Genomic DNA, 20,169 nt, shown 5'->3' with positions numbered 1-20,169 from the left:
GGAGGACGCGGAACTGAATAGGGATGCTCCCGGGAACAGCCCGGGAGCATTGCCATCAGCTAGTTGGTGGTGAGCTTGATGAAGCTCGGGAACTTGAGGTCGCTCTTGGCGACCTCCTTCGGCCAGACCGCGACCTGCTTGCCGCCCTGCCACTGCAGCATCAGTCCGGTGATCAGGCCCTTGCCGTACTTGATCGAATGGGTGAACGGATCGTCCTTGCCGTAGAACTGGACACGTCCGATGGTGCCTTCCCAGTCGGTCTTCTCCAGCGCATCGACCATCTTGTCGGCCTCGACCGAGCCGGCGCGCTTCACCGCATCCGCGATGTAGTAGACCTCGTCATAGGCGGTGTAGCCCGCATAGGACGGATAGTTGCCGTAGCGCTTCTTGAAGCCCTCCGCGAACGGCACCGACTTCGGCGTCACCGCGACGTTCGGGCCGGACACGCCCTGATACAGCACGCCTTCCGCCGCGTCGTTGGTGTCCTTGCCGAAGGTCTCGTTGGTCGCCTGCGAGGAAATGCCGAACATCGGGATCGGCACCTGCTGGTTCTTCCACTGCACCGTCGGCTGCACGCCGACATGCGAGATGCCGGTGATGATCACGTCAGGCTTGGAGCCTTCGACCTTGTTGAAGATCGGAGTGAAGTCGGTGGTGTCGGGCGAGAAACGGATATGGTCGACGACCTTGAGCCCGATTTTCGGCAGGCACTCCTCGTAGCCGACATCGAGCGGCTTGGTCCACGCGGCATCCTCGCTCATGATGACCGCGGTCTTCATGTGCTTCTGATCGACCAAGAGCTCCTTGGCGGCGTCGCAGACCGACAGCGCCAGCGCGGCCGAGGTCAGGTAGCCGTGGAAGGTGTACTTGTTCTTCTCGTAATCGGCGTGGACGCTCTTGCTGATCTCGTTGGAGGCGGCGCCGGGCGTGACGAACGGTGTCTTCAGGCGCGAAGCCCAGGGCTCGAGCGCCAGCACCACTTCGCTGATGTAGCTCGAAATGACGACATTGACCTTGTCCTCGTTGACGGCGCGCTGGAACGCACGCACCGAATCCGCCGAGGACGAGTGGTTGTCATAGCTGACGATCTCGATGGTGCGGCCGTTGATGCCGCCCTTGGCGTTGATCTCGTCGGCGGCCAGCTGCGCCGCCTGCGGGATCGATGCACCGGCAATCGCCTGCGCTTCGGCGATCACGCCGATCTTGAGGGTGTCGGCAGCCAGCGCTCCGCTGGGCGCCGCAGCCAACAGGCCCAACACGGCCGCTCCTGCAAGTTTCTGCATCGCATGCACGGGGAGTCGCGATGTTCTTGTCACCCTGTTTCTCTCCTCTTGTTCTTCGGCTGCTTCGAGCTCTTGGGGCGCGACTATAGCCGCGACAAAATGCGCAGCAAGTGAAACTGCGTGCAGATCGCCATGCATGGACGGCGACTAAAGTAGTGGGTCGGCGCGGTGCGGCTGAATAAATTTGAGGCAGAGGGGGAATAAAAGGTCGTGGGGCGCCGATCTCTCAGATCGTCGTTCCCCGCTGCGCAAATTACGCAGGGTGAGCGAAGCGGAGAGAGCTGAACGAAAAGCAAGGCTCGGGCAATTCATCGCGAGAACGCGGATTGTTGCCCGCTGGTCGTGCGACAAGCTCAGTGTCGTCCCTGCGAAAGCAGGGACCCACAACCACGGTTGCTGATTGTTACGCGATTTGGAACGACGAGTGCCATTCACAACATCCGCCGCGGCGTATGGGTCCCGGCTTTCGCCGGGACGACATTGGTGAATGAGGCGACCGCCCCTACTCCGCCATCTCCGCCGGCGGGTGGGCGGCGGGACCGGCGAGCGGGCGCTCTTCCATCGTGATCATGCAGATCGAGGCGGTGGTCAGCAGCACGGCGGCGGCGCCGAACACGTAGCGGAACGCATGGATCATGTCGGCCATCGGGATCGCGCTGACAGTGCTGGCGGAGGCGGCATGATGCTCGCCGGCGAGCGGGATGTCGGCACCCAGCGCGATCAGCAGGATGGCTGCGAAAGCTGCGACCGTGAACGAGGACATCAGCGAGCGGAAGAAGTTCAAGGCGCCGGTGATGGTGCCGACCTGCGGCCGCGCGACCGAATTCTGCACCGAGACCACGCAGACCGGAAAGGTGGTGCCGAGGCCGAGCGCGAACACGCTCATCAACAGCAACAATCCCCACAGCGGAAGCGTCGTCACCGCCATGCCGACGGCGCAGATCGCCGCCACCGACGTGCCGATGATGGCGACGCGCTTGTAGTGCTTGGCCCGAGCCATCGTGCGCCCGGCGACGGCCGCGCCGATGGTCGAGACCGCCGCGAGCGGGATCAGCGCAAGCCCCGCCTCGCTGGCGGTGAGATGATAGACGGATTCGTAGTAGAGCGGCAGCTGGACGGTGAGGCCGACCATGGCGCCGAGCGCACAGCCGCCCGCCCCCATCGCGAACGGCACCACCGAGCCGCCGAGCAGCGGCAGCGGCAGGAACGGCTCGTCCGCGCGCCGGGCGTGCCAGACGAAGGCGCCGGCGAGCGCGATCGAGGCGCCCACCATCGCGGTGATGGTCGGCGACAGCCACGGATAGCGCGTGCCGCCCCAGGTCAGCACCAGCATGAAGACGACGGCGGAGGCCATCAGCAGCACGCCGCCGAGCCAGTCGACCTTGCGCTTGCGGTGGAACACCGGGATCTTTTTCATCTTCGGCAGCAGAAGCGCGATCGCAGCGGCCGAGAGCGGAAGGTTGATCCAGAAGATCATCGACCAGTGCAGATGCTCGGCGAACACGCCGCCGATGACCGGGCCAAGAATGCCGCCGACCATCCAGACGCTGGAGAAATAGGCCTGGTATTGCCCGCGCTCGCGTGGGCTCACCACGTCGGAGATCACGGTCTGCACGACAGGCATGATGCCGCCGCCGCCGAGGCCCTGAAGTCCGCGCGCCAGGATCAGCATCGGCATGTTCGGCGCGATCGCGCACAGCACCGAGCCCGCGACGAACAGGCTGAGCGAGATGATGATCATGACGCGGCGGCCATAGATGTCGCTGAGCGTGCCGAACACCGGCGCGACCGCGGTCGAGGCGAGCAGATAGGCTGTGATCACCCAGGAGAGATTGGAGACGTCCTGGAACTGCCGCCCGATGGTCGGCAGCGCGGTCGCCACGATGGTCTGGTCGAGCGCTGCCAGGAACATCGTCAGCATCAGGCTGATGACGATGGTGCGGACCTCGTCCGGATTGAGCGGGGCCGGCGGCGCCAGCGGCGGCGCTTCGCTGAGTTCGAACACCTCGCTGGGAAGGCGGGAAAGCTCGTCGGCAATGTCGTCAGGCAATGTCGCTTGGTCGGCAGGAATCCGGCTCTGCCGTTCATACTTGTTCATTTGAGGCGTAATGCTGCTGCGCGGGGGCGTCCCGCGATGGAATCATTCTCTGCTTTGCAATTTATGCAGCAATTGAATGCTGAGGCAGGCACCCCAGCGCATGGGTGCATCCCGCCGCGATGTTCTCGCGGTGACGTGATCGCGGACGCGGCGACGACGTCACGCTTTGGTCGTCTTGCCCAGCATTTTTGGCCGCTTCTTCAATTGTGCCCGTTTCGGCAGCAACGCCGGCCATCGCACGATATGATCCTCGAGATCGGCGTCGTTGACGTCGAGCTCGGTGCCTTCCACCCGGCCGCGCACGGAGACGCCGGCCTCATGCACGGTGTTGGGATCGCCCGAAACCAGCGGATGCCACCAATAGAGGTCGCGCCCCTCGGCGACGAGCTTGTAGCCGCAGCTCGGCGGCAGCCAGTTCAGGCTGCGGACATTGGCCGGGGTCAGGCGGACGCAATCCGGAACCTTGTCGGAACGATTCGGGTAGTCCTTGCAGGCGCAGCTCGCCCCGTCGAGCAGCTTGCAGCCGACATGGGTGAAGTAGATCTTGCCGGTGTCCTCGTCTTCGAGCTTGTTCAGGCAGCAGCGGCCGCAGCCATCGCACAGGCTTTCCCATTCGGACCTCGACATCTCTTCCAACGTCTTGGTTTTCCAGAAGAATTCTTCCTGGTCCGACGGGCGCTTGGGCGGTGCGGTCATGATATCCCTGGAATGGCGGTGCAACTCTTCTTGGGATGCCGGCAACGCTTGCGCAAGGGGGTGGTATTGCGGAGTCGAAAAAGCCGGTGGGCAGCGTTAGGGCTCCCATTAAATTCACAAGCCGCGCCATTGGTTTATGGCAGCCGCTCGGATAGAACAACGAACGAGTCCCCATCGACGCAAAAGCGCCTTGGGATTGCCGCAACATCGAAGCAAGACGCTGCCCTGTGCCCGGTTTGGGCGCCCGCAGCGCTGTCGAACTGATCAAGGGTCCGGTCCTTTCAGATCATGCCGTCGCATTGGAAGCAGAGGGTCCGGAATTTCTTCCTCGACCTCGATGCGCGTATCGACTCCTCGCTGTTCTCCTCGGCCAAAGGCATTCGCGAGCTCTACGAGCGCTATTCGACCTTCATGGACCGGTTCTATGTCGGGCGCTGGAAGCGCTGGGTGTTCATCGAGCCGCTGTCGGAGGCCGCGACGCTCGGGCTCGGCGGCCTGGTCGTGATGCTCACCCTCGCCATCCCCGCCTTTCGCGAGACCGCGGACGAGGACTGGCTGAAGAAATCCGATCTCGCGGTGACCTTCCTCGACCGCTACGGCAATCCGATCGGCAGCCGCGGCATCAAGCACAACGATTCGATCCCGCTGGAAGATTTTCCGGATGTCCTGATCAAGGCGACGCTGGCGACCGAGGACCGCCGCTTCTACGAGCATTTCGGCATCGACATCGCCGGCACCGCGCGCGCGCTCGTCACCAACGCCCAGGCCGGCGGCGTGCGCCAGGGCGGCTCCTCGATCACCCAGCAGCTCGCCAAGAACCTGTTCTTGAGCAACGAGCGCACCATCGAGCGCAAGGTCAACGAGGCCTTCCTCGCGATCTGGCTGGAATGGCGCCTGACCAAGAACGAGATCCTCAAGCTGTATCTCGACCGCGCCTACATGGGCGGCGGCACGTTCGGCGTCGACGGCGCGGCGCATTTCTACTTCAACAAGTCGGCGCGCGACGTGACGCTGGCGGAAGCTGCGATGCTGGCCGGCCTGTTCAAGGCACCGACGAAATACGCCCCCCACATCAACCTGCCCGCCGCCCGCGCCCGCGCCAACGTCGTGCTCGACAACCTCGTCGATGCCGGCTTCATGACCGAGGGCCAGGTGTTCGGTGCCCGCCGCAACCCGGCCTTCGCCGTCGACCGCCGCGACGAGGCTTCGCCGAACTATTATCTCGACTACGCCTTCGACGAGATGCGCAAGCTGGTCGACACCTTCCCGAAGTCCTATATCGAGCGCGTCTTCGTGGTGCGTCTCGCCATCGACGCCAATGTGCAGAAGGCGGCCGAGGACGCGGTCGAGAACCAGCTGCGCCAGTTCGGCCGTGACTATCACGCGACGCAGGCTGCGACCGTCGTCGCCGATCTCGACGGCGGCATCCGCGCCATGGTCGGCGGCCGCGACTACGGCGCCAGCCAGTTCAACCGCGCCACCGACGCCTATCGGCAGCCCGGATCCTCGTTCAAGCCCTACGTCTACACCACGGCGCTGCTGAACGGTTACACGCCGAACTCGATCGTGGTCGACGGCCCGGTCTGCATCGGCAATTGGTGCCCGCAGAATTATGGCCATTCCTATTCCGGCTCGGTGACGCTGACGCAGGCGATCACGCGCTCGATCAACGTCGTGCCGGTGAAGCTGTCGATCGTGATGGGCGGCAAGGAAGGACCGAAGGCGGGCCGCGCCAAGATCGTCGAGGTCGCGCGCCGCTTCGGTCTCAAGGCGCCGCTGCCCGACACGCCGTCGCTGCCGATCGGTTCGGACGAAGTCACCGTGCTCGAGCATGCCGTCGCCTACGCGACCTTCCCCAACCGCGGCAAGGCGGTGACGCCGCATGCGGTGCTCGAAGTGCGCACCGGCACCGGCGACCTCGTCTGGCGCTGGGACCGCGACGGTCCAAAGCCGCGGCAGGCGATCCCAGCTTCCGTTGCCGCCGACATGGCCGGCATGATGAGCCACGTCGTCAGCGAAGGCACCGCACGCCGCGCCGCGCTCGACGGCATTCCGACCGCGGGCAAGACCGGCACGACCAATGCGTATCGCGACGCCTGGTTCGTCGGCTACACCGGCAACTTCACCTGCGCGGTCTGGTACGGCAACGACGACTACTCGCCGACCAATCGCATGACCGGCGGCTCGCTGCCGGCGCAGACCTGGCACGACATCATGCTCGCGGCCCATCAGGGCGTCGAGGTCCGGGAGATCCCCGGCGTCGGCATGGGCCAGAAGCTGCCGCCGCAGCCGGCGCAGGCCAATGCCCAGGCCAACGCGGCGCCCCGCGTATTGGAGACCAAGCCGGGTCCGCCGCCGGTGCTGACCAAGCGCGGTGCCGACGTCCTGGTGCGCGTCGAGAAGCTGCTCGATGATGCGGCCAGGACCGCCGGCAAGACCACGCTGAACGAGCCCTCGAAGACCGGCAAGGCCGAGTCCTCGAGCGCGCTGGCGTTCCCCGAAAACTACGTTGCCGCGGCCGGGCCGGACGGCGCGACACCGGCAGCGCCACGCAAGAACTGACGTGCGGCTCCTCCTCACCACCTTGCTGGCACTCGTCATCGCCACGGCCGTCGGCCTCGGCCTGACCTACGCGACAGCGACCCGCGGCACCGAGATCGGCACGCTGACCATCGGCGCCTGGACCGCGCGGCCGCGCACCGGCACCGCCGACGCCGACCCCTATTCGCGCGCCACCATCGTGCGCAACGGCGAGCTGCCGATCGGCACCGGCGACGGCGTCGCCTTCACCGCCACCACCGACGACAAGAAGAAGGCGCTCGACGGCCGCTGCGATGTCGTCGTCTCCGGCGTGACGCCGCCGGCGCGGTTCTGGACGCTGACGCTGTACGACCGCAAAGGCCACCTCGTCGCCAATTCGCTACAGCGCTACGGCTTCACCAGCCAGGAGATCGTCCGGCAGTCCGACGGCTCGTTCGAGATCCGCATCGCCTCGCGCTCCCGTGCCGGCAACTGGCTGCCGACCGGCGGCATCGAGCGCTATGCCTTGATGCTGCGCCTCTACGACACCCCGGTCGGGGTCGCAACGCGCACCCAGCGCGATGCGCCGATGCCAAGCATCACGACGGCGGGCTGCTCATGATCCGGCTCATGTTCACCATCGTTGCCGGCGTGGTGCTGGGCCTCGTGGTCCATCTCGTCAGCGTGCTGGCGCTGCCGCGGATCGCGACGCAGGATGCCTATTCGCGGCTGACGCCGATGACGAAGGTGAACGCCGTCACCCAGCTTCCCCTCGCCGACCCCAACACTTCGCCGATGCCGTTCATGGATCCGGCCTTCGCGCTGGCGATCTGCCGCTACGATCTGTCGGGCGGACCGATCAAGCTGACGGTGCCGGTGAGCCAGGCCTACACCTCTGTTTCGTTCTACACCCGCAACGAGATCGCCTATTACGCCATCAACGACCGCTCAGCGGGCCGCAAGGTGATCGAACTCGACCTGATGACCGAAGCGCAGCACAGCGAGCTGCCCGAGGACGAAGAGGTCACCGCGGCCGACCGGCTGATCATCGATTCCCCTGCTACCACCGGCCTGATCCTGATGAAGGCGCTCGCCCCCGAGCCCGGCCTGATGCCGCAGGCGCAGGCCTCGCTGGCCGCCTCCTCCTGCAAGGTGCAGACCGAGCCGGTCGCGGCCAAGCAGGAGGCGCCGCCGCCGCTGCCTGTGCCGGCCCCGCCGCCCACCGCCCGCAAGCGCTAAAGCATGATCCGGAAAAGTGTGAAGCGGTTTTCCGAAAAGATCATGCTCAAACAACAAGCTAAGGCGCGATGACGATTCAACCTAATCTCATCGCGCTTTAGTTGGCTGCAAGCGCGTGCCGGCCGCAGCGGCAGGTCTCGTAGTCGACGGGATCGTGGCTGTTGACGATCATCACATCGGCGCCATGCGCCGCCTTCAATTGCCGCAGCCGCTCCTGGTTCTGGATGCGCGTCGCGCGATCCATGTCCGCCCGGCGCTGGAACATGCCGAGCACCAGCGGGATCCGCGGCCTGGCATCGAGCTGCGCGTGGTGGAAATAGGCGTCGCCGGCGTGCAGCAGCCACCTGTCCTTGTCGCGCACCGCGATCCCGCAATGGCCGAGTGTGTGGCCCGGCAACGGGATCATCAGGATGTCAGGCTCGCGGTCGCCGAGCGCGCGCACGCCCTTGAAGCCGAACCAGTCCTCGCCGTCGGCACCATAGAACGTCCAGTCCGGCCCGTGCTGCCACTGCGCCGTGATGTAGCGCCCTATCGGCGGCGCGACCTGATGCGTCACTGCCATGTCGTACTCCTTGCGATGGACGTGCACCTTGGCCATCGGAAAGTCCGGTACGCCGCCGGCGTGATCGCGATCGAGATGCGTCAGCAGCACATGGCGCACATCGTCCGGCGAGAAGCCGAGCGCCTTGACCTGCCGCACCGCCGTCTCAGCCGGATCGAGCCGCGGCGTCGTCTGCCGCACCCATTTGCGTCCGAGCCGCGGCGGGTCGCCGATGTCGTCGAGCCCGATTCCGGTGTCGACCAGCGCGAGGCCATCATTGCTCTCGACCAGCAGGCAATGACAGACCATCCGCGCCCGCTGGAAGATGCTGCCGCTGCCGTTCACGAGCCGCTTTCCGATCGGGCACATCGTGCCGGTGTTGAGATGGTGGATGCGCATGACAGGTCCTCCGCTGTAACAGGCGCAGACTTGCCACTCGCGTTTCCATAGGTAAAATATTGTCTTTCTATCCATGTGATAGGATACACCTATGGATATCCGCGAACTCCGCTACTTCGCCGCGGTCTACCGCGAGCGCAATCTGACCGCCGCAGCAAAGCGCTGCTTCATCTCGCAGCCGTCGATCTCGGCGGCGATCACCAATCTCGAGGCCGAACTCGGCACCACGCTGTTCATCCGGCACAAGAAGGGCATGGCCCCGACCGCCTCAGCCGCGCAGTTTCACGGCATCGCCCGCAGGATCATCGACGAGGCGGACGCGGCGCGAAATCTCTTCCGCAAGCCGGCGACGCGGCAGGCGCTGACGCTCGGCCTGTTGCGGACGCTCGATCAGGCCCGGACCATCGCACTGCTGAAGCCGCTGACCGCTAACACCGATCTTGCGCTCCGGCTGGTCGGCGCCAGCGAGAAGGCCGACGCGCGGATCGTCGCCAAGACCATGGTCGGCGCCGGCGAGCACTTCATCCCGCTGTGGAGCGAGCGCTATGTCGCGGCACTGCCGCCCTCGCATCCCCTGACGCTGAAGGAGACGCTACGGACCACCGACTTCGCAGGCGTTCCGATGATCGATCGCTGCCATTGCGAGCAGCAGGAATTCTTCAAGCGAGCCTCTCCGCCGCGCAAGCCGGTGGCGATCGCGGAATCCGAGGAATGGGCGATGGCGCTGGTCGCAGCCGGGGTCGGCGTCGCGATCGTCCCCGAGGGCGTGGCACGCGGCAATCCTGATGTCGCGATGCGCGCGATCGATATCGACGTGACGCGCCAGGTCGGCCTCGCCTACCCCTCGGCCCACCCGCCTTCCGATGCGCTGAAGGAATTCATTGCGAGCCTGCCGCGGCAAGCCAACAGTCGCCGGGCCAAATCGACAGCGAAGAAGGCGAAGCGCGCCTAGCGTCCCGAATCCGAAGTTCGCATCATTTGCCGCACCTTCGGAGCGAACTTCGGATTCGATAAGGACACTAAAGCGCGATGAGATTAGGTTGAATCGTCATCGCGCCTTAGCTCTTTGTTTGAGCATGATCTTTTCGGAAAACCGCTTCGCACTTTTCCGGATCATGCTTTAGCAAACTTATGATTCTAGTGTGCTTTATGAATGCGAAGTTCGTGAAAGTGGCTGCCGCGAAATCGCACGAACTTCGCATTCAGCACACTAGCCCTTCGTCACCACGGCCTGGCCCGTCACCGGCGCGGAGATAAGGGGCGCATTGGCCGTGAGCCGGGCGAGTTCGTTGATCTGGCGTTCGGCATCGGCAGCCATGCCGTCGGGTGCCTGGATCACCAGCCGCTCCAGCGCCCAGCGATAGGACGAGATCCGCCGCTCCAGCGCCTGCTGGACCCATTGCACGATCAGCGTGTTCTCTTCCATCCGCGCCACCGCGTCAGCGCGCTCGCGCGGCGACACGTCGGCGATCATGTGGAGGCTGGCATTGCGCTTGCGATCGAGCTCGATCACCTGGATCGCGGTGGCGAAGAACGGCTCGAAGCGGGTGATGTCGTCGCGCACCTCGTCGATCAGCAGCGAATAGCGCGAGGCGAACGAGCGGTGCGGCTCGTCGATCAGCGTGCGTCCGTACATGGTGCGGTCGAACACGACCTTCTGCCGCCAGGGCGAGGGCAGCGCCTTGTAGTCGCCGAACACGCTCTTCCAGGCCGGCCGCGACAGCGGCGGCTCGATCATGGGATAGGCGAGATCGCGAAGCTGGCGCTCTTCGTCGGTGAGCTGGAATTGCGAGGCGTTCTTGCCGATGCTGCCGGTCGCCTCGGCACCGATCCAGCGATGCATGTCGTCGCTGCGCATGTCGGCGCGGGTGCGGCCGAAATCGCCGCCGCTGCAGCCGGCGAGCGCCGAGCCCGCCAGCAGCAGGATCAGCGCCGGGAGTGACCGCCGCGCGACGGTCCGCTGCACAAGCTCCGGCATTGCCCGATGTCCGCGATCAGGAGCGGCGTCGGCGACGGCGGCCCTGCGCAGTGCCCTGCTCCGGTCCGCGACCACCGCCGGTCTCCTCCGTCGTTCGCTCGATCCGGACGACGGGAAGGATCAGTACGGTCCCCGTGCCTTCGCCGGCAGCACCGGCCATGCTCGGCCGCCGTGCAGCCGCATCCGCCGGAAACTCAACGATGGTGCCCATGTTCCGTTCTCTCTGGCCCCGCACGGACATGATTTGCCCCGCGCACGCCGAGTTAAGAACGCGCATGGTTAATGACATCTTAAGCCGCCGGTACGGACGGTTACGGATATGGCGCTGTGCCTTAATAGACACGCGCAAATTCGAGCATTCACCTTCACGGCTTGTTTTCCTTAACTGCCTCTTAAAACAGCCTGCGTAGGCTCGCTGCCACAAGGTTTTCAAACCGAAGTTCACTGGCAAGTCGCGTACGCCCGAGATGAGCGCAGCTCCGCTATTTCCTGGTTTCGATGGGCTGATGACGCTCTCCCGTCGCGAGGGCGTCGACATCCGCCCGACGCTGCTGCGCGTCCTGACCGACCTCTATGTGCAGGCGAGCGCCCACTCCGCCGATGAAGAGCGCCAGTTCGTCGAGCTGACGACGCGCCTGATCGACGAAGTCGACGACGCGACGCGTGCCGCCGTCCGCGCGCGGCTTGCGATCTATCCGGCCACGCCCGCCCGGATCATGGACAAGCTCGGGCTGCGCCGCGTCGGTCCCGACCAGCCGATGCCGGCGGCCGCGGCAATTCCCGCGCCGGCACCGTCCGCGCTGCCGGCCAAGATCCCGACCGAAGCCGAGCTGCGGATGGCCGCGAGCCTTGCCATGCGGCCGAACGATGCCGCCGAAATCTCCGACATGTTCTTTGCCGCGAGCACGAAGGAGCGCACGCAGATCCTGCACAATCTGCAGGAGACGCCGCTGAAGGCCGCGGCGCGAATTCCGGCGGCGCGCGCCGCGCGCGCGATCCATATCCTGGAGATGGCGGCGTTTGCCGAGGACCCCGATAACTTCATGCTCGAACTCGGCGAGGCGCTGATCCTGCCGTCGCGGATCGCCGCGGACGTCGTCAACGATCCCGGCGGCGAGCCGCTCGCCTGCGCGATGCGGGCGCTCGACGTGTCGAGCGCCGCGTTCCAGCGGATCCTGATGTTCCTCAATCCGGAAGCCGGCTCCTCGGTCAATTACGTCTATCGGTTGTCGCGGCTCTACGACCGCCTTGCCGAGCGCTCGGCGCTGGTGATGCTGGCGGCCTGGCGCGGCTCGACCATGGCGGTGGCCCGCGCCAAGTATCGCTCGTCGCTCTATGACGATGAGCGCCATCGCGTGCGCGCGGCATCCTCGCAGACGCGCCCCGCGCTGCAGCCTGGCAGCGCGTCCGCCATTCGCAACCAGAAGTCCGGAAGTTAGCCCTTCGCGAGATCCAGAAAATGCCGTCCGGCACGGTCTTCGGTCTCGACGATCCAGGCGTCGGAATCGAAGCGGATCTCCTTGGTCAGCCGCTCCTCGATAGACGGCTCGGATACCGGCTGTGGTGCGATCGGCACGAAGAGCCGCTCGACCGGGCGGCCGTCGTCATAGACGGTCTGCGGCGCCGGCGCGTACAGCATCGCATTGCCGTCGAGCAGCGACACCTTGACGAACACCGCACCCGCCTCCTCGGCGCCGCGGCGTCGCACGGCGCCGAACACGCCCTCGGTCTGGCAGCGGCGCAAGTAAGCCGCCACCCAAATGTTGGATTTCAAACGCATGAGCCGACCTATAGGCCAGCGGCGCGATCACGTCCAATTGTCACAGATGTCGTCACGCCGCGGCGGGTTGACCGAACCAATCGTCACCCATATCCTTGCATCCGCGGTGCAAGCCGCGCCCGGGTCCACGGGAAGGGTTGAACCCACTTGCATCAATTGAGCGGCCAACCAAGCCTTTGTGCAGCCGGTTTTGTGGACCATCGGCGATGATGCACGGAGGTTTCCATGGACCGATCGCCCGCGCGATTGAATCTCGAACATTTGAAGAAGCAGGCCAAGGAGCTCATTCGCCTTTATCGGCGGCAGGCGCCAGAGGCGTACGCGCGTTTCCGGCACGCGCTTCCGCCTGCGGCCGGGCGCAGCGACGCTCAAATCGCCGCGCTTGATCTGCGGCTGCACGATGCGCAGTCCTGCGTGGCGCGCGATCTCGGCTTCGCCTCCTGGCCGGACCTGCGGCGCTATGTCGACGCACAATTGCCGCCCGGTAAAAGCAAGGCCGATCGCGTGCGGCGATGGCTGCAGCTGGTCTATGCCGCGGACGTCGCCGGCACCACCGACCGCGCCAACCCGCGCGTTGCGGCGCGGATGCTCACCGAGGATCCCGGCCTTGTCGCCGACGATCCCTATCTCGCCTGCGCCATCGGCGACGCAGAAATCGTTCGGCGTACGGCAATGAGTGATCCGACATGGGTCAACCGTCCCGGCGGTCCCCTCAAACTGCCGCCGCTGGTCGCCGTGACGCATTCCAGCCTGTTGCAGCTTCCGGAATTTCAGGCGCAGCTGCATCGCTGCGCACGCCTGCTGCTGCAGGCCGACGCCGATCCCGACCAGCACATCAGCAGCCGCTGGCCGCCCGGAACGCTCGACGGGCCCGATGACAGCAATCCGCTGTCGGCATTGTATGGCGCCGCCGGCCGCAACCACGATCTCGAGCTGACAAGACTGTTGCTCGAGGCGGGCGCCAATCCGAACGACAATGAATCGCTCTACCACTCGCTCGAAGGCTGGGTGACGACAGGGCTGCTGCTCGAGCATGGCGCGCGGATCGCCGGCACCAACGCCATGTACAAGGTGCTCGATGACGAGAACGTGGCGGCGCTCGAACTGCTGCTGCGGCACGGCGGCGATCCGAACGAACCCGCCCGCAACGTGCCGCTGACCGATTGCGGCTCGCCGCTGATGTGGGCGATCCGCCGCCGGCGGTCGCGGAAATGCATCGCGACCTTGCTCGACGCCGGCGCAGACCCGCACATCGCGACACCAGGCGGGCTCAGCGCTTACAGATACGCACTGCAATTCGGATTGACCGAGGTCGCCGAGCTGCTGCGCGAGCGGACCGGCGATGAGACGCTTGCCGATGATGAGCGGTTCGTCGCGGCATGCAGCAGCGGGGACGAGAGCGAGGCGCGGCGAATCCAGGTCAGTCGGCCCGATCTTCCAGATTCACTTTCGCCGCAGCAATTGCGCTTGCTTCCGGAGCTCGCCGCGGCAGGCGGCGATGATGCGGTGCGGCTGATGGTCGAGCTCGGCTGGCCGATCACGGTGCGCGGCGGCGATTGGGATGCGTCGGCGCTCAATCATGCGGTGTTCCGCGGCAATGCCTCGCTGACCCGCTTCCTGCTCGAGCACGGCGCAGAATGGACCGAGCAGCACGGCTTCGGCGACAACGCGTCCGGAAGCCTGTCGTGGGCCTCCTGCAACGAGCCGGTCAGTGGCGGCGACTGGATGGGCTGCGCGCAGGCCCTGCTCGATCACGGCATGCCGCGCGCTATTCCGGATCGCGACGATCCGGAATGGGTGCTGGTGGCCGGCCGCAGGAAGCTGTTCTCCGACGAGGTCAGGGACGTTCTGCTGGGCAACGCGTCCTAACCCGTCAGGGCCGAGCTTGTCCCGGCCATCTTGGCTTCGACAAGCCTCGAAGACGTGGATGCCCGGGACAAGCCCGGGCATGACGACTACGCATTCAATGCCTTCGCAGAGAGGCTACTCGATCGAATGGCCGATCATCGTGCTGAGCTCGCGCACCAGGCGATCGGACATCTGTCCGGTCACCGGCAGCTTGCGGGCGCGCTCGAACTTCGCGATCGCGTGCTGGGTGTCGGCGCCGATCGTGCCGGTCGGCTTGAGCTGGCCGTAGCCATACTCGGTCAGCGTACGCTGGACCGCGGCGATGCGTTTTCCGGCCGGGCTCAAATGCGCGGTCGGGATCGGTGCCGGCGGACGAACGACGCTGGACGGTGCGGCGGCCGGGGACGGTGCTGCGGCCGACGGCGCGGCGGTCGATTTCAGCACCAGATTGGCCATCGGATCGACAGGCTTGGCCTCGGCCTTGGGTTCTGCCGGCTTGGCTTCGACGGACCTGGTCTCGGCCGGCTTGGTCTCCACCGGCTTCACGTCGACGGGCTTGCTCGGATCCATGGCGGCGGGCTCGGCCGATCGGGCTGCGGCCTCGGCCGGACGCGGGCGCGGCATCGGGCTGGTGGCGGCAACCGGGGCCGGCGGCGGCAGCGTCACCACCGAACCGCCGAACATCGGCGACGGATGACGGCCGGCCTGCAGGAACAGCGCATTGATCAGGATCGCAACGATGGCAGACGTCGCCAGCACGCCGGCAACCAGATCCTTCGGACTGTGCAGCATCAGGCGCAGGACGAGGCCACGTTCCTCCTCGGCCGCGATGGCCACTGCCTTGGCGCCGCGGCGACGGCGCGGCGTTTCATCGTCATCCAAGGTCTGTCTAGGCACTCTTCTTCACCTGATGGGTTTGCTCTTGTAGTCCGGAACGCAGCGCGGGCTTCAGGGTCGAGACATTGCTGGACGGCTCGAGGGCGGCGGGCGGGGTGAACGCCAGCGGCAGCGCGACCGACACCGTGGTGCCCTCGCCCACCTTGCTCTCCACATTCATTTCGCCGTGGTGCAGGCCGACCAGCCCCTTCACGATCGAAAGTCCAAGACCGGTGCCTTCGTGACGGCGCTGATAGGTCCTGCCGGCCTGGAAGAACGGCGCGCCGATGCGCTTGAGGTCGTCGGGCGCGATGCCGACGCCGGTGTCGGAGACGCGCAGCACCAGCCGCGATCCCTCGACGCCGCGGCTGATACGGAGACCTGGCCGCCGCGCTCGGTGAACTTGATCGCATTGGCGACGAGGTTGAGCACGATCTGCTTGAACGCACGCGGATCGCCGTTCACGATCGGCAGATCGTCCGGCACGCGGGTGACGAGGTCGATGCCGTTCTCCCGCGCCTTCAGCGCCAACAGATTGCAGCAATGGAGCAGCGAGGCGCGCGGTGCGAACGGCTCGGACGCAATCTCGAAATTGCCCGACTCCATCTTCGACATGTCCAGGATGCCGTTGACGACCGACAGCAGATGCTGGCCGGAATCGTTGATGAGCTGGGCGTATTCCTTGCGCTGGGCCGCCCCCAGCACTCTGCTCCTGCGCGATCATCTCGGAGAAGCCGATGATGGCGTTGAGCGGCGTGCGCAGCTCATGGCTCATGGTGGCGAGGAAGCGGGTCTTGGCGGCATCGGCCTGCTCGGCCACGTTGCGCGCCTGTTCGAGCGCGTGCTCCTGCACCTTGCGATCGGTCACGTCGCGGATCACGGCGACGACCTCGGCATCGGCGGCGGCCTGATCGAGCGGACGGCAGCGCATCTCGGCCCAGATGAATTCGGCGACGACATCGCCCCGCGCACCGTCACGGCGCACGCGGAACTCGACGCTGCGCGAGTCACCGCGCGCGGCGTCCGACAGCGCCGTGAGATAGGCCGGGCGATCGGCGACATGAACGCGATCGAACAGGCCGTGGCCAAGCAGCCGCGATGCCGGCACGCCGAGCATGTTCTCGGCCGCGGGCGAGATGAACTGCACGGCCCCGTTGCGCTGATGCCGCGAAATCACGTCGCTCATGTTGCGCGCGAGCAGGCGGTAACGCTCCTCCTCGCGCGACAAGAGCGCGACACTGGTGCGTGCGAGCGATTCCGCGCCGAAGGCGAGCCCCGCCGCGTAGAAGATCGCCGACACGACGCCGAAACCGACCAGCGTGCTGTTCGAGGCAACCGCGGGATCGACGACCGGCAGCACATGATAATGGCCGAGCGCGCTCAGCAGCGCCGCGCAGATCATCGCCAGCGCGAACGCAAACGCCACCACGCGCCGCGAGGCCGACAGCGCCGCCTCGATCGGAACGACGACGAGCCACACGGCGGCGAACGAGGCGATGCCGCCGGTCGTCGCCGCGATCATCATCACGAGGCCGGCGAGCGCCAGCGACGACAGCACATGCGCGCCTTCGTAGCGTCCGGTGCGCGAGAGGAACCAGGCCAGCATGATGGGCGCGATCAGCCAGGCAAAGGCCGCGACCTCGACCGCGCTCGGCGCACCGCGCATGGCGAGATAAACCGGGAATGCGGCAAAGGCGGCCAGGCTGCCGAGCAGCCGCGGCGCCATGAAGGCACGATGGCGCGCTCGCATCAGCGCATCGTAGCGCGCGGAGGGATGCAGCAGCGCATCGAGACAATCGCGGATGATACTCAAAACTGTCACGGGTCTCGCGCTTCGGCTCAATCGTCTCTTGGAAGACGCGCCGGAACGCCTCCTTCGTGATTGCAGGTCAACGTGTCAGAGCGAACTTAAGCGAACGCTAAGGCTGGGCGGCCTGCCGCCAAACACCGTGCATTGGAGTGGGTTTGACCCGCTATTCACCGGCCATTTGTCGGGGATGGTGAACGGCTGGTTTCCGGATGCGACATTCTATGGTTTCGAAATGGTGGACGCGGCGGATTCTGCGCATCCGGCGCGCGTCGGCCGCCATCAATCGAAAATTTACGGCGAATCAATTCAGGCGAATTTTCCGCGATTTTCCGGCGAATTTACTTCAATGCAGATACTTCCGATTTATCGACCGATGCTAACCCTCAAGGCCAATAGCGGCACCGACCGCGCAAGAAGCAAGACAAGACAGACGACCGGGATCGCGCCATGTTCTTCCTGCTGCGTTTGGCATTCTGGCTCGGGCTTGTGCTCGTGCTGCTGCCGAGAGACAAAACACCCGAGGCGGACAAGACGCCGCAGATCAGCGCATCGGACGCGGTGTCGGCCGCGACCGCGACGATCAACGACATGGGTCATTTCTGCAAGCGCCAGCCGGCCGCCTGCGAGGTCGGCGGACAGGCCGCGACCATCATCGGCCAGCGCGCGACCGACGGGGCGCGCAAGCTCTACCAGATCATCACCGACAAGAAGCCGCCGGACCACACCGGCTCGATCGGCAAGGACGATACCGATTCAACCACCGCGTTCCGCGACACGCTGACCGCGGAGGATCAGTCGATCGAATTCCGCCTGCCGCCGACGCCGTGAGCGGAAACCAAGCGCGGTCGAGCGAGGCAGGCACCGGTTCGTGTGAAGAAAACGCGTCAAAACAGCCGGGAACCGGTTCCATTTTCATCGCTTTCGCGGCCCGCCTTCCTATATAAGCCGTCAAGGACAGGACGCGGGCCAGCATGACGACGATCGACGAAATCAGGGACAATTTCGAGCTTCTGGACGAGTGGGACGACCGCTACCGGTATGTCATCGAGCTCGGCCGCACCCTGGAACCGATGCCGGAAGCGGAACACTCCGCCGCCAACAAGGTGCAGGGCTGCGTCAGCCAGGTCTGGCTGTCGAAGCGGATCGAGCGCGATGCCAACGGCGAACCGCGCCTGATCTACATCGGCGATAGCGACGCCCACATCGTGCGCGGCCTGGTCGCGATCGTGCTGACGCTGTTTTCCGGGCAAACGCCCAAGGAAATCCTCGATACCGACGCGATCGCCGTGTTCAACGAGTTCGGCTTTCGCGATCACCTGACGCCGCAGCGCTCCAATGGCCTGCGCTCGATGGTCGAGCGCATCCGCAACGATGCGCGCGAGGCGCTGGCGTCCGCCGCGTAGATCTCTACTTCCGCTTTCGCTGCTGCTGTCCGAGGCCCATCTGCTTGGCCAGCTGCGAGCGCGCCACCGCATAGTTCGGGGCGACCATGGGATAGTCGGCCGGCAAGCCCCACTTCTCGCGGTATTGCTCCGGCGTCATGTTGTACTGCGTGCGCAAATGGCGCTTCAGCGACTTGAAGCGCTTGCCGTCTTCCAGACAGACCAGATAGTCGGGCGCGATCGACTTCTTCAGCGACACGGCCGGCTTGGCGGGCTCGCTCGGCGTGTCGCTGCGTCCGCTCGACACCCGCAGCAAGGCGGAGTGCACCTGGCTGATCAGGTTCGGAATCTCAGCCGCCGGCGTCGGATTGTTGCTGAGATAGGCCGACACGATGCTTGCCGTCAGCTCGACCGGCGTTTTGCCTGACGTATCGGACATGGCTCAATCTTCCCCGTGCTATCGACAGCCCGGTGCCCACCGGACAGTATCCATGCGCAGCAATACATTAATGGAATCGCGTACTACTTTGCGAATATGCACGAATTGCAGCAAATCTGACAACAACGGCCGCGTTTCCGGCTTCGGGCCGGCCGGTCGCAAGTATTGGCGCGGATCTAAGGCCGCTGCTCCAGATGCGACCGGAGCTCGTCGATCGAGGCAAAGCGCATCATGCCTTCCGGCATCTGCGCCTCGATCGAGCCGTCGGAATAGAGCGAATAGGCCATGCCGTCGACGACGCCGGATTTGAGCACGGTCACGGGCGGCTGCTCCTGGGGCGGCGGCGGATGGCCCGATGACGGCGAGGCGGCGCCGGCCGACTGGGCCTCGCCGAAGGTCGATGGCGTCCGGGGGCCGCGCCGCGGGGCGACGTCGACCGACCGCGGCCGGTCGGCCTTCGGCCAGGCATCGTCGAAGGTTGCCGGCGCCGGTTCGCCCGAACCGCCCGGATTCGGGCGTAGTTCCGGCGACAACAGATCCGGCGTGAGCGGCTCGGCGGCACGCCCCTGGTTCCGCTCACGCTCCTTGCGCGAGGAGGAGAACAGCAGATTGCGCCGCTTGGGCGGCGCAGCACTATCTGCGGGCGCGGCGGCCGGTGCAGGCGGCGGCACCTCGCCTGATGCGCCGCGCGAGGCGATCTCGTCGTGCCAGGGCGGCGGCGCCGCGGGAGCGGATGGCGGGAACGCTGGAGCCAGCGGCGGAGGCGCCGAGACCTTCGGCTCAGGCGGCGGGAACACCGGATCGTCGGGAGTGCCGCGCGGGGAAGTTGCAGATGGCGAGCCGGACCGCAGACCCACGGCAACGACGGCATCAAGCCGGTCGCCCATGGCCTGGAGTTCGCGAAGGATGGCGGCAAGGGCCAGAACAATCACGCCGGTACATGCGCCGGTCACGCCTGTTGCGATCAACGTGCCGCCGACGCTGAATTCCTTGTAGGGAATTCCGAGGCCGACCGCCGCCAAGCCCGCCACGACCAGGCCCGCGCCGACGACCAACAGACCAACCTTCATCGAACTAACCCCCGGGAGACCCGACCGAAAATCGGCGCGGGCCACCAACGCCACGATACCGTCATATTGCCCACACCGCCAACCGCCAATTGTAGACAGAGTTCCCTAAAATCCGGCTTAACCAAGCCGCGATGCGTTGCTTCACCGCGGTCGCAGCGGCCGTCAGCCAGCCAGCTCCCGTAGATTTACTGGCTACGAATTGCTGCCAAT

18 protein-coding genes and 1 pseudogene are annotated in these 20,169 nt (G+C 65.7%); 8 read left to right on the top strand and 11 right to left on the bottom strand.

The window, feature by feature from the left end:
- Nucleotides 1-59 precede the first annotated feature (59 nt).
- The 3 genes from RX327_RS14275 to RX327_RS14265 all read right to left on the bottom strand — a co-directional run bounded on the left by RX327_RS14275 (nt 60) and on the right by RX327_RS14265 (nt 4,077).
- Entirely contained in the window at nt 60-1,283 is a 1,224-nt protein-coding gene (locus tag RX327_RS14275) for an ABC transporter substrate-binding protein (protein WP_317250649.1), read from the bottom strand.
- A 502-nt stretch (nt 1,284-1,785) separates the two neighbouring features.
- On the bottom strand, nt 1,786-3,381 hold the full coding sequence (locus RX327_RS14270) for an MDR family MFS transporter (RefSeq protein ID WP_317250648.1): 1,596 nt from the start codon (nt 3,379-3,381) through the stop codon (nt 1,786-1,788).
- A 159-nt stretch (nt 3,382-3,540) separates the two neighbouring features.
- Nucleotides 3,541-4,077 carry a YcgN family cysteine cluster protein gene (locus RX327_RS14265; protein ID WP_317250647.1) on the bottom strand — a complete coding sequence of 179 codons (537 nt, stop codon included), beginning with the start codon at nt 4,075-4,077 and terminating at the stop codon, nt 3,541-3,543.
- Nucleotides 4,078-4,365: 288 nt separating this feature from the next.
- Here RX327_RS14265 and RX327_RS14260 point away from each other — a divergent pair, with 288 nt between their 5' ends.
- The 3 genes from RX327_RS14260 to RX327_RS14250 are packed head-to-tail and all read left to right on the top strand — an operon-like array spanning nt 4,366 to nt 7,836.
- Complete coding sequence (locus RX327_RS14260; protein ID WP_317250646.1) at nt 4,366-6,639, top strand: PBP1A family penicillin-binding protein; 2,274 nt, start codon at nt 4,366-4,368, stop codon at nt 6,637-6,639.
- A gap of 1 nt (nt 6,640) precedes the next feature.
- Nucleotides 6,641-7,219: a DUF1214 domain-containing protein gene (locus RX327_RS14255; RefSeq protein ID WP_317250645.1), complete on the top strand. Its 579-nt coding sequence runs from the start codon at nt 6,641-6,643 to the stop codon at nt 7,217-7,219.
- Complete coding sequence (locus tag RX327_RS14250; protein ID WP_317250643.1) at nt 7,216-7,836, top strand: DUF1254 domain-containing protein; 621 nt, start codon at nt 7,216-7,218, stop codon at nt 7,834-7,836. The genes RX327_RS14255 and RX327_RS14250 overlap by 4 nt, the downstream gene beginning before the upstream one ends.
- A gap of 97 nt (nt 7,837-7,933) precedes the next feature.
- Here the strand turns inward: RX327_RS14250 and RX327_RS14245 are convergent, their stop codons facing one another.
- On the bottom strand, nt 7,934-8,776 hold the full coding sequence (locus RX327_RS14245; protein WP_317250642.1) for an MBL fold metallo-hydrolase: 843 nt from the start codon (nt 8,774-8,776) through the stop codon (nt 7,934-7,936).
- Nucleotides 8,777-8,867: 91 nt separating this feature from the next.
- Here RX327_RS14245 and RX327_RS14240 point away from each other — a divergent pair, with 91 nt between their 5' ends.
- Nucleotides 8,868-9,728 carry a LysR family transcriptional regulator gene (locus tag RX327_RS14240; RefSeq protein ID WP_050387089.1) on the top strand — a complete coding sequence of 287 codons (861 nt, stop codon included), beginning with the start codon at nt 8,868-8,870 and terminating at the stop codon, nt 9,726-9,728.
- Nucleotides 9,729-9,986: 258 nt separating this feature from the next.
- On the opposite strand, the gene RX327_RS14235 is transcribed toward RX327_RS14240, so the two are convergent.
- Nucleotides 9,987-10,754: a hypothetical protein gene (locus tag RX327_RS14235; protein ID WP_317250641.1), complete on the bottom strand. Its 768-nt coding sequence runs from the start codon at nt 10,752-10,754 to the stop codon at nt 9,987-9,989.
- A gap of 16 nt (nt 10,755-10,770) precedes the next feature.
- Nucleotides 10,771-10,965, bottom strand: a complete 195-nt coding sequence (locus tag RX327_RS14230; protein WP_028331632.1) for a hypothetical protein — start codon at nt 10,963-10,965, stop codon at nt 10,771-10,773.
- A 295-nt stretch (nt 10,966-11,260) separates the two neighbouring features.
- Between RX327_RS14230 and RX327_RS14225 the strand changes: the two genes are divergently transcribed.
- Nucleotides 11,261-12,193 carry a DUF2336 domain-containing protein gene (locus tag RX327_RS14225; RefSeq protein WP_317250639.1) on the top strand — a complete coding sequence of 311 codons (933 nt, stop codon included), beginning with the start codon at nt 11,261-11,263 and terminating at the stop codon, nt 12,191-12,193.
- Here RX327_RS14225 and RX327_RS14220 read toward each other — a convergent pair.
- Nucleotides 12,190-12,534 (bottom strand): DUF1491 family protein, encoded by a 345-nt coding sequence (locus RX327_RS14220; protein WP_317250638.1) that lies wholly within the window; start codon nt 12,532-12,534, stop codon nt 12,190-12,192. The two genes, RX327_RS14225 and RX327_RS14220, sit on opposite strands and share 4 nt — an antisense overlap.
- A 225-nt stretch (nt 12,535-12,759) precedes the next feature.
- Between RX327_RS14220 and RX327_RS14215 the strand changes: the two genes are divergently transcribed.
- Nucleotides 12,760-14,403, top strand: coding sequence for an ankyrin repeat domain-containing protein (locus RX327_RS14215; protein WP_050387093.1), 1,644 nt, complete (start codon nt 12,760-12,762; stop codon nt 14,401-14,403).
- Nucleotides 14,404-14,517: 114 nt separating this feature from the next.
- Here the strand turns inward: RX327_RS14215 and RX327_RS14210 are convergent, their stop codons facing one another.
- Together RX327_RS14210 and RX327_RS14205 are read right to left on the bottom strand one after the other, a co-directional pair.
- Nucleotides 14,518-15,264, bottom strand: coding sequence for a peptidoglycan-binding domain-containing protein (locus RX327_RS14210; protein ID WP_050387094.1), 747 nt, complete (start codon nt 15,262-15,264; stop codon nt 14,518-14,520).
- 7 nt (nt 15,265-15,271) lie between these two features.
- Nucleotides 15,272-17,080: pseudogene (locus RX327_RS14205) on the bottom strand (PAS domain-containing sensor histidine kinase).
- Between the two features lie 435 nt (nt 17,081-17,515).
- Between RX327_RS14205 and RX327_RS14200 the strand changes: the two are divergent.
- Both RX327_RS14200 and RX327_RS14195 read left to right on the top strand, forming a co-directional pair.
- Nucleotides 17,516-17,896: a DUF5330 domain-containing protein gene (locus RX327_RS14200; protein ID WP_317250637.1), complete on the top strand. Its 381-nt coding sequence runs from the start codon at nt 17,516-17,518 to the stop codon at nt 17,894-17,896.
- Nucleotides 17,897-18,039: 143 nt separating this feature from the next.
- Nucleotides 18,040-18,471, top strand: a complete 432-nt coding sequence (locus RX327_RS14195) for a SufE family protein (protein ID WP_317250636.1) — start codon at nt 18,040-18,042, stop codon at nt 18,469-18,471.
- A 4-nt stretch (nt 18,472-18,475) separates the two neighbouring features.
- Here the strand turns inward: RX327_RS14195 and RX327_RS14190 are convergent, their stop codons facing one another.
- Together RX327_RS14190 and RX327_RS14185 are read right to left on the bottom strand one after the other, a co-directional pair.
- Nucleotides 18,476-18,889 carry a MucR family transcriptional regulator gene (locus tag RX327_RS14190; protein WP_317250635.1) on the bottom strand — a complete coding sequence of 138 codons (414 nt, stop codon included), beginning with the start codon at nt 18,887-18,889 and terminating at the stop codon, nt 18,476-18,478.
- Between the two features lie 176 nt (nt 18,890-19,065).
- On the bottom strand, nt 19,066-19,959 hold the full coding sequence (locus RX327_RS14185; protein WP_317250634.1) for a DUF308 domain-containing protein: 894 nt from the start codon (nt 19,957-19,959) through the stop codon (nt 19,066-19,068).
- Nucleotides 19,960-20,169: the final 210 nt, after the last annotated feature.

Origin of the sequence: Bradyrhizobium sp. BEA-2-5, from assembly GCF_032918025.1 — a bacterium.
Lineage (GTDB): Bacteria > Pseudomonadota > Alphaproteobacteria > Rhizobiales > Xanthobacteraceae > Bradyrhizobium > Bradyrhizobium pachyrhizi.
Note: the sequence above shows the minus strand (reverse complement) of the source record. Positions and strands in the feature narration are given on the sequence as shown.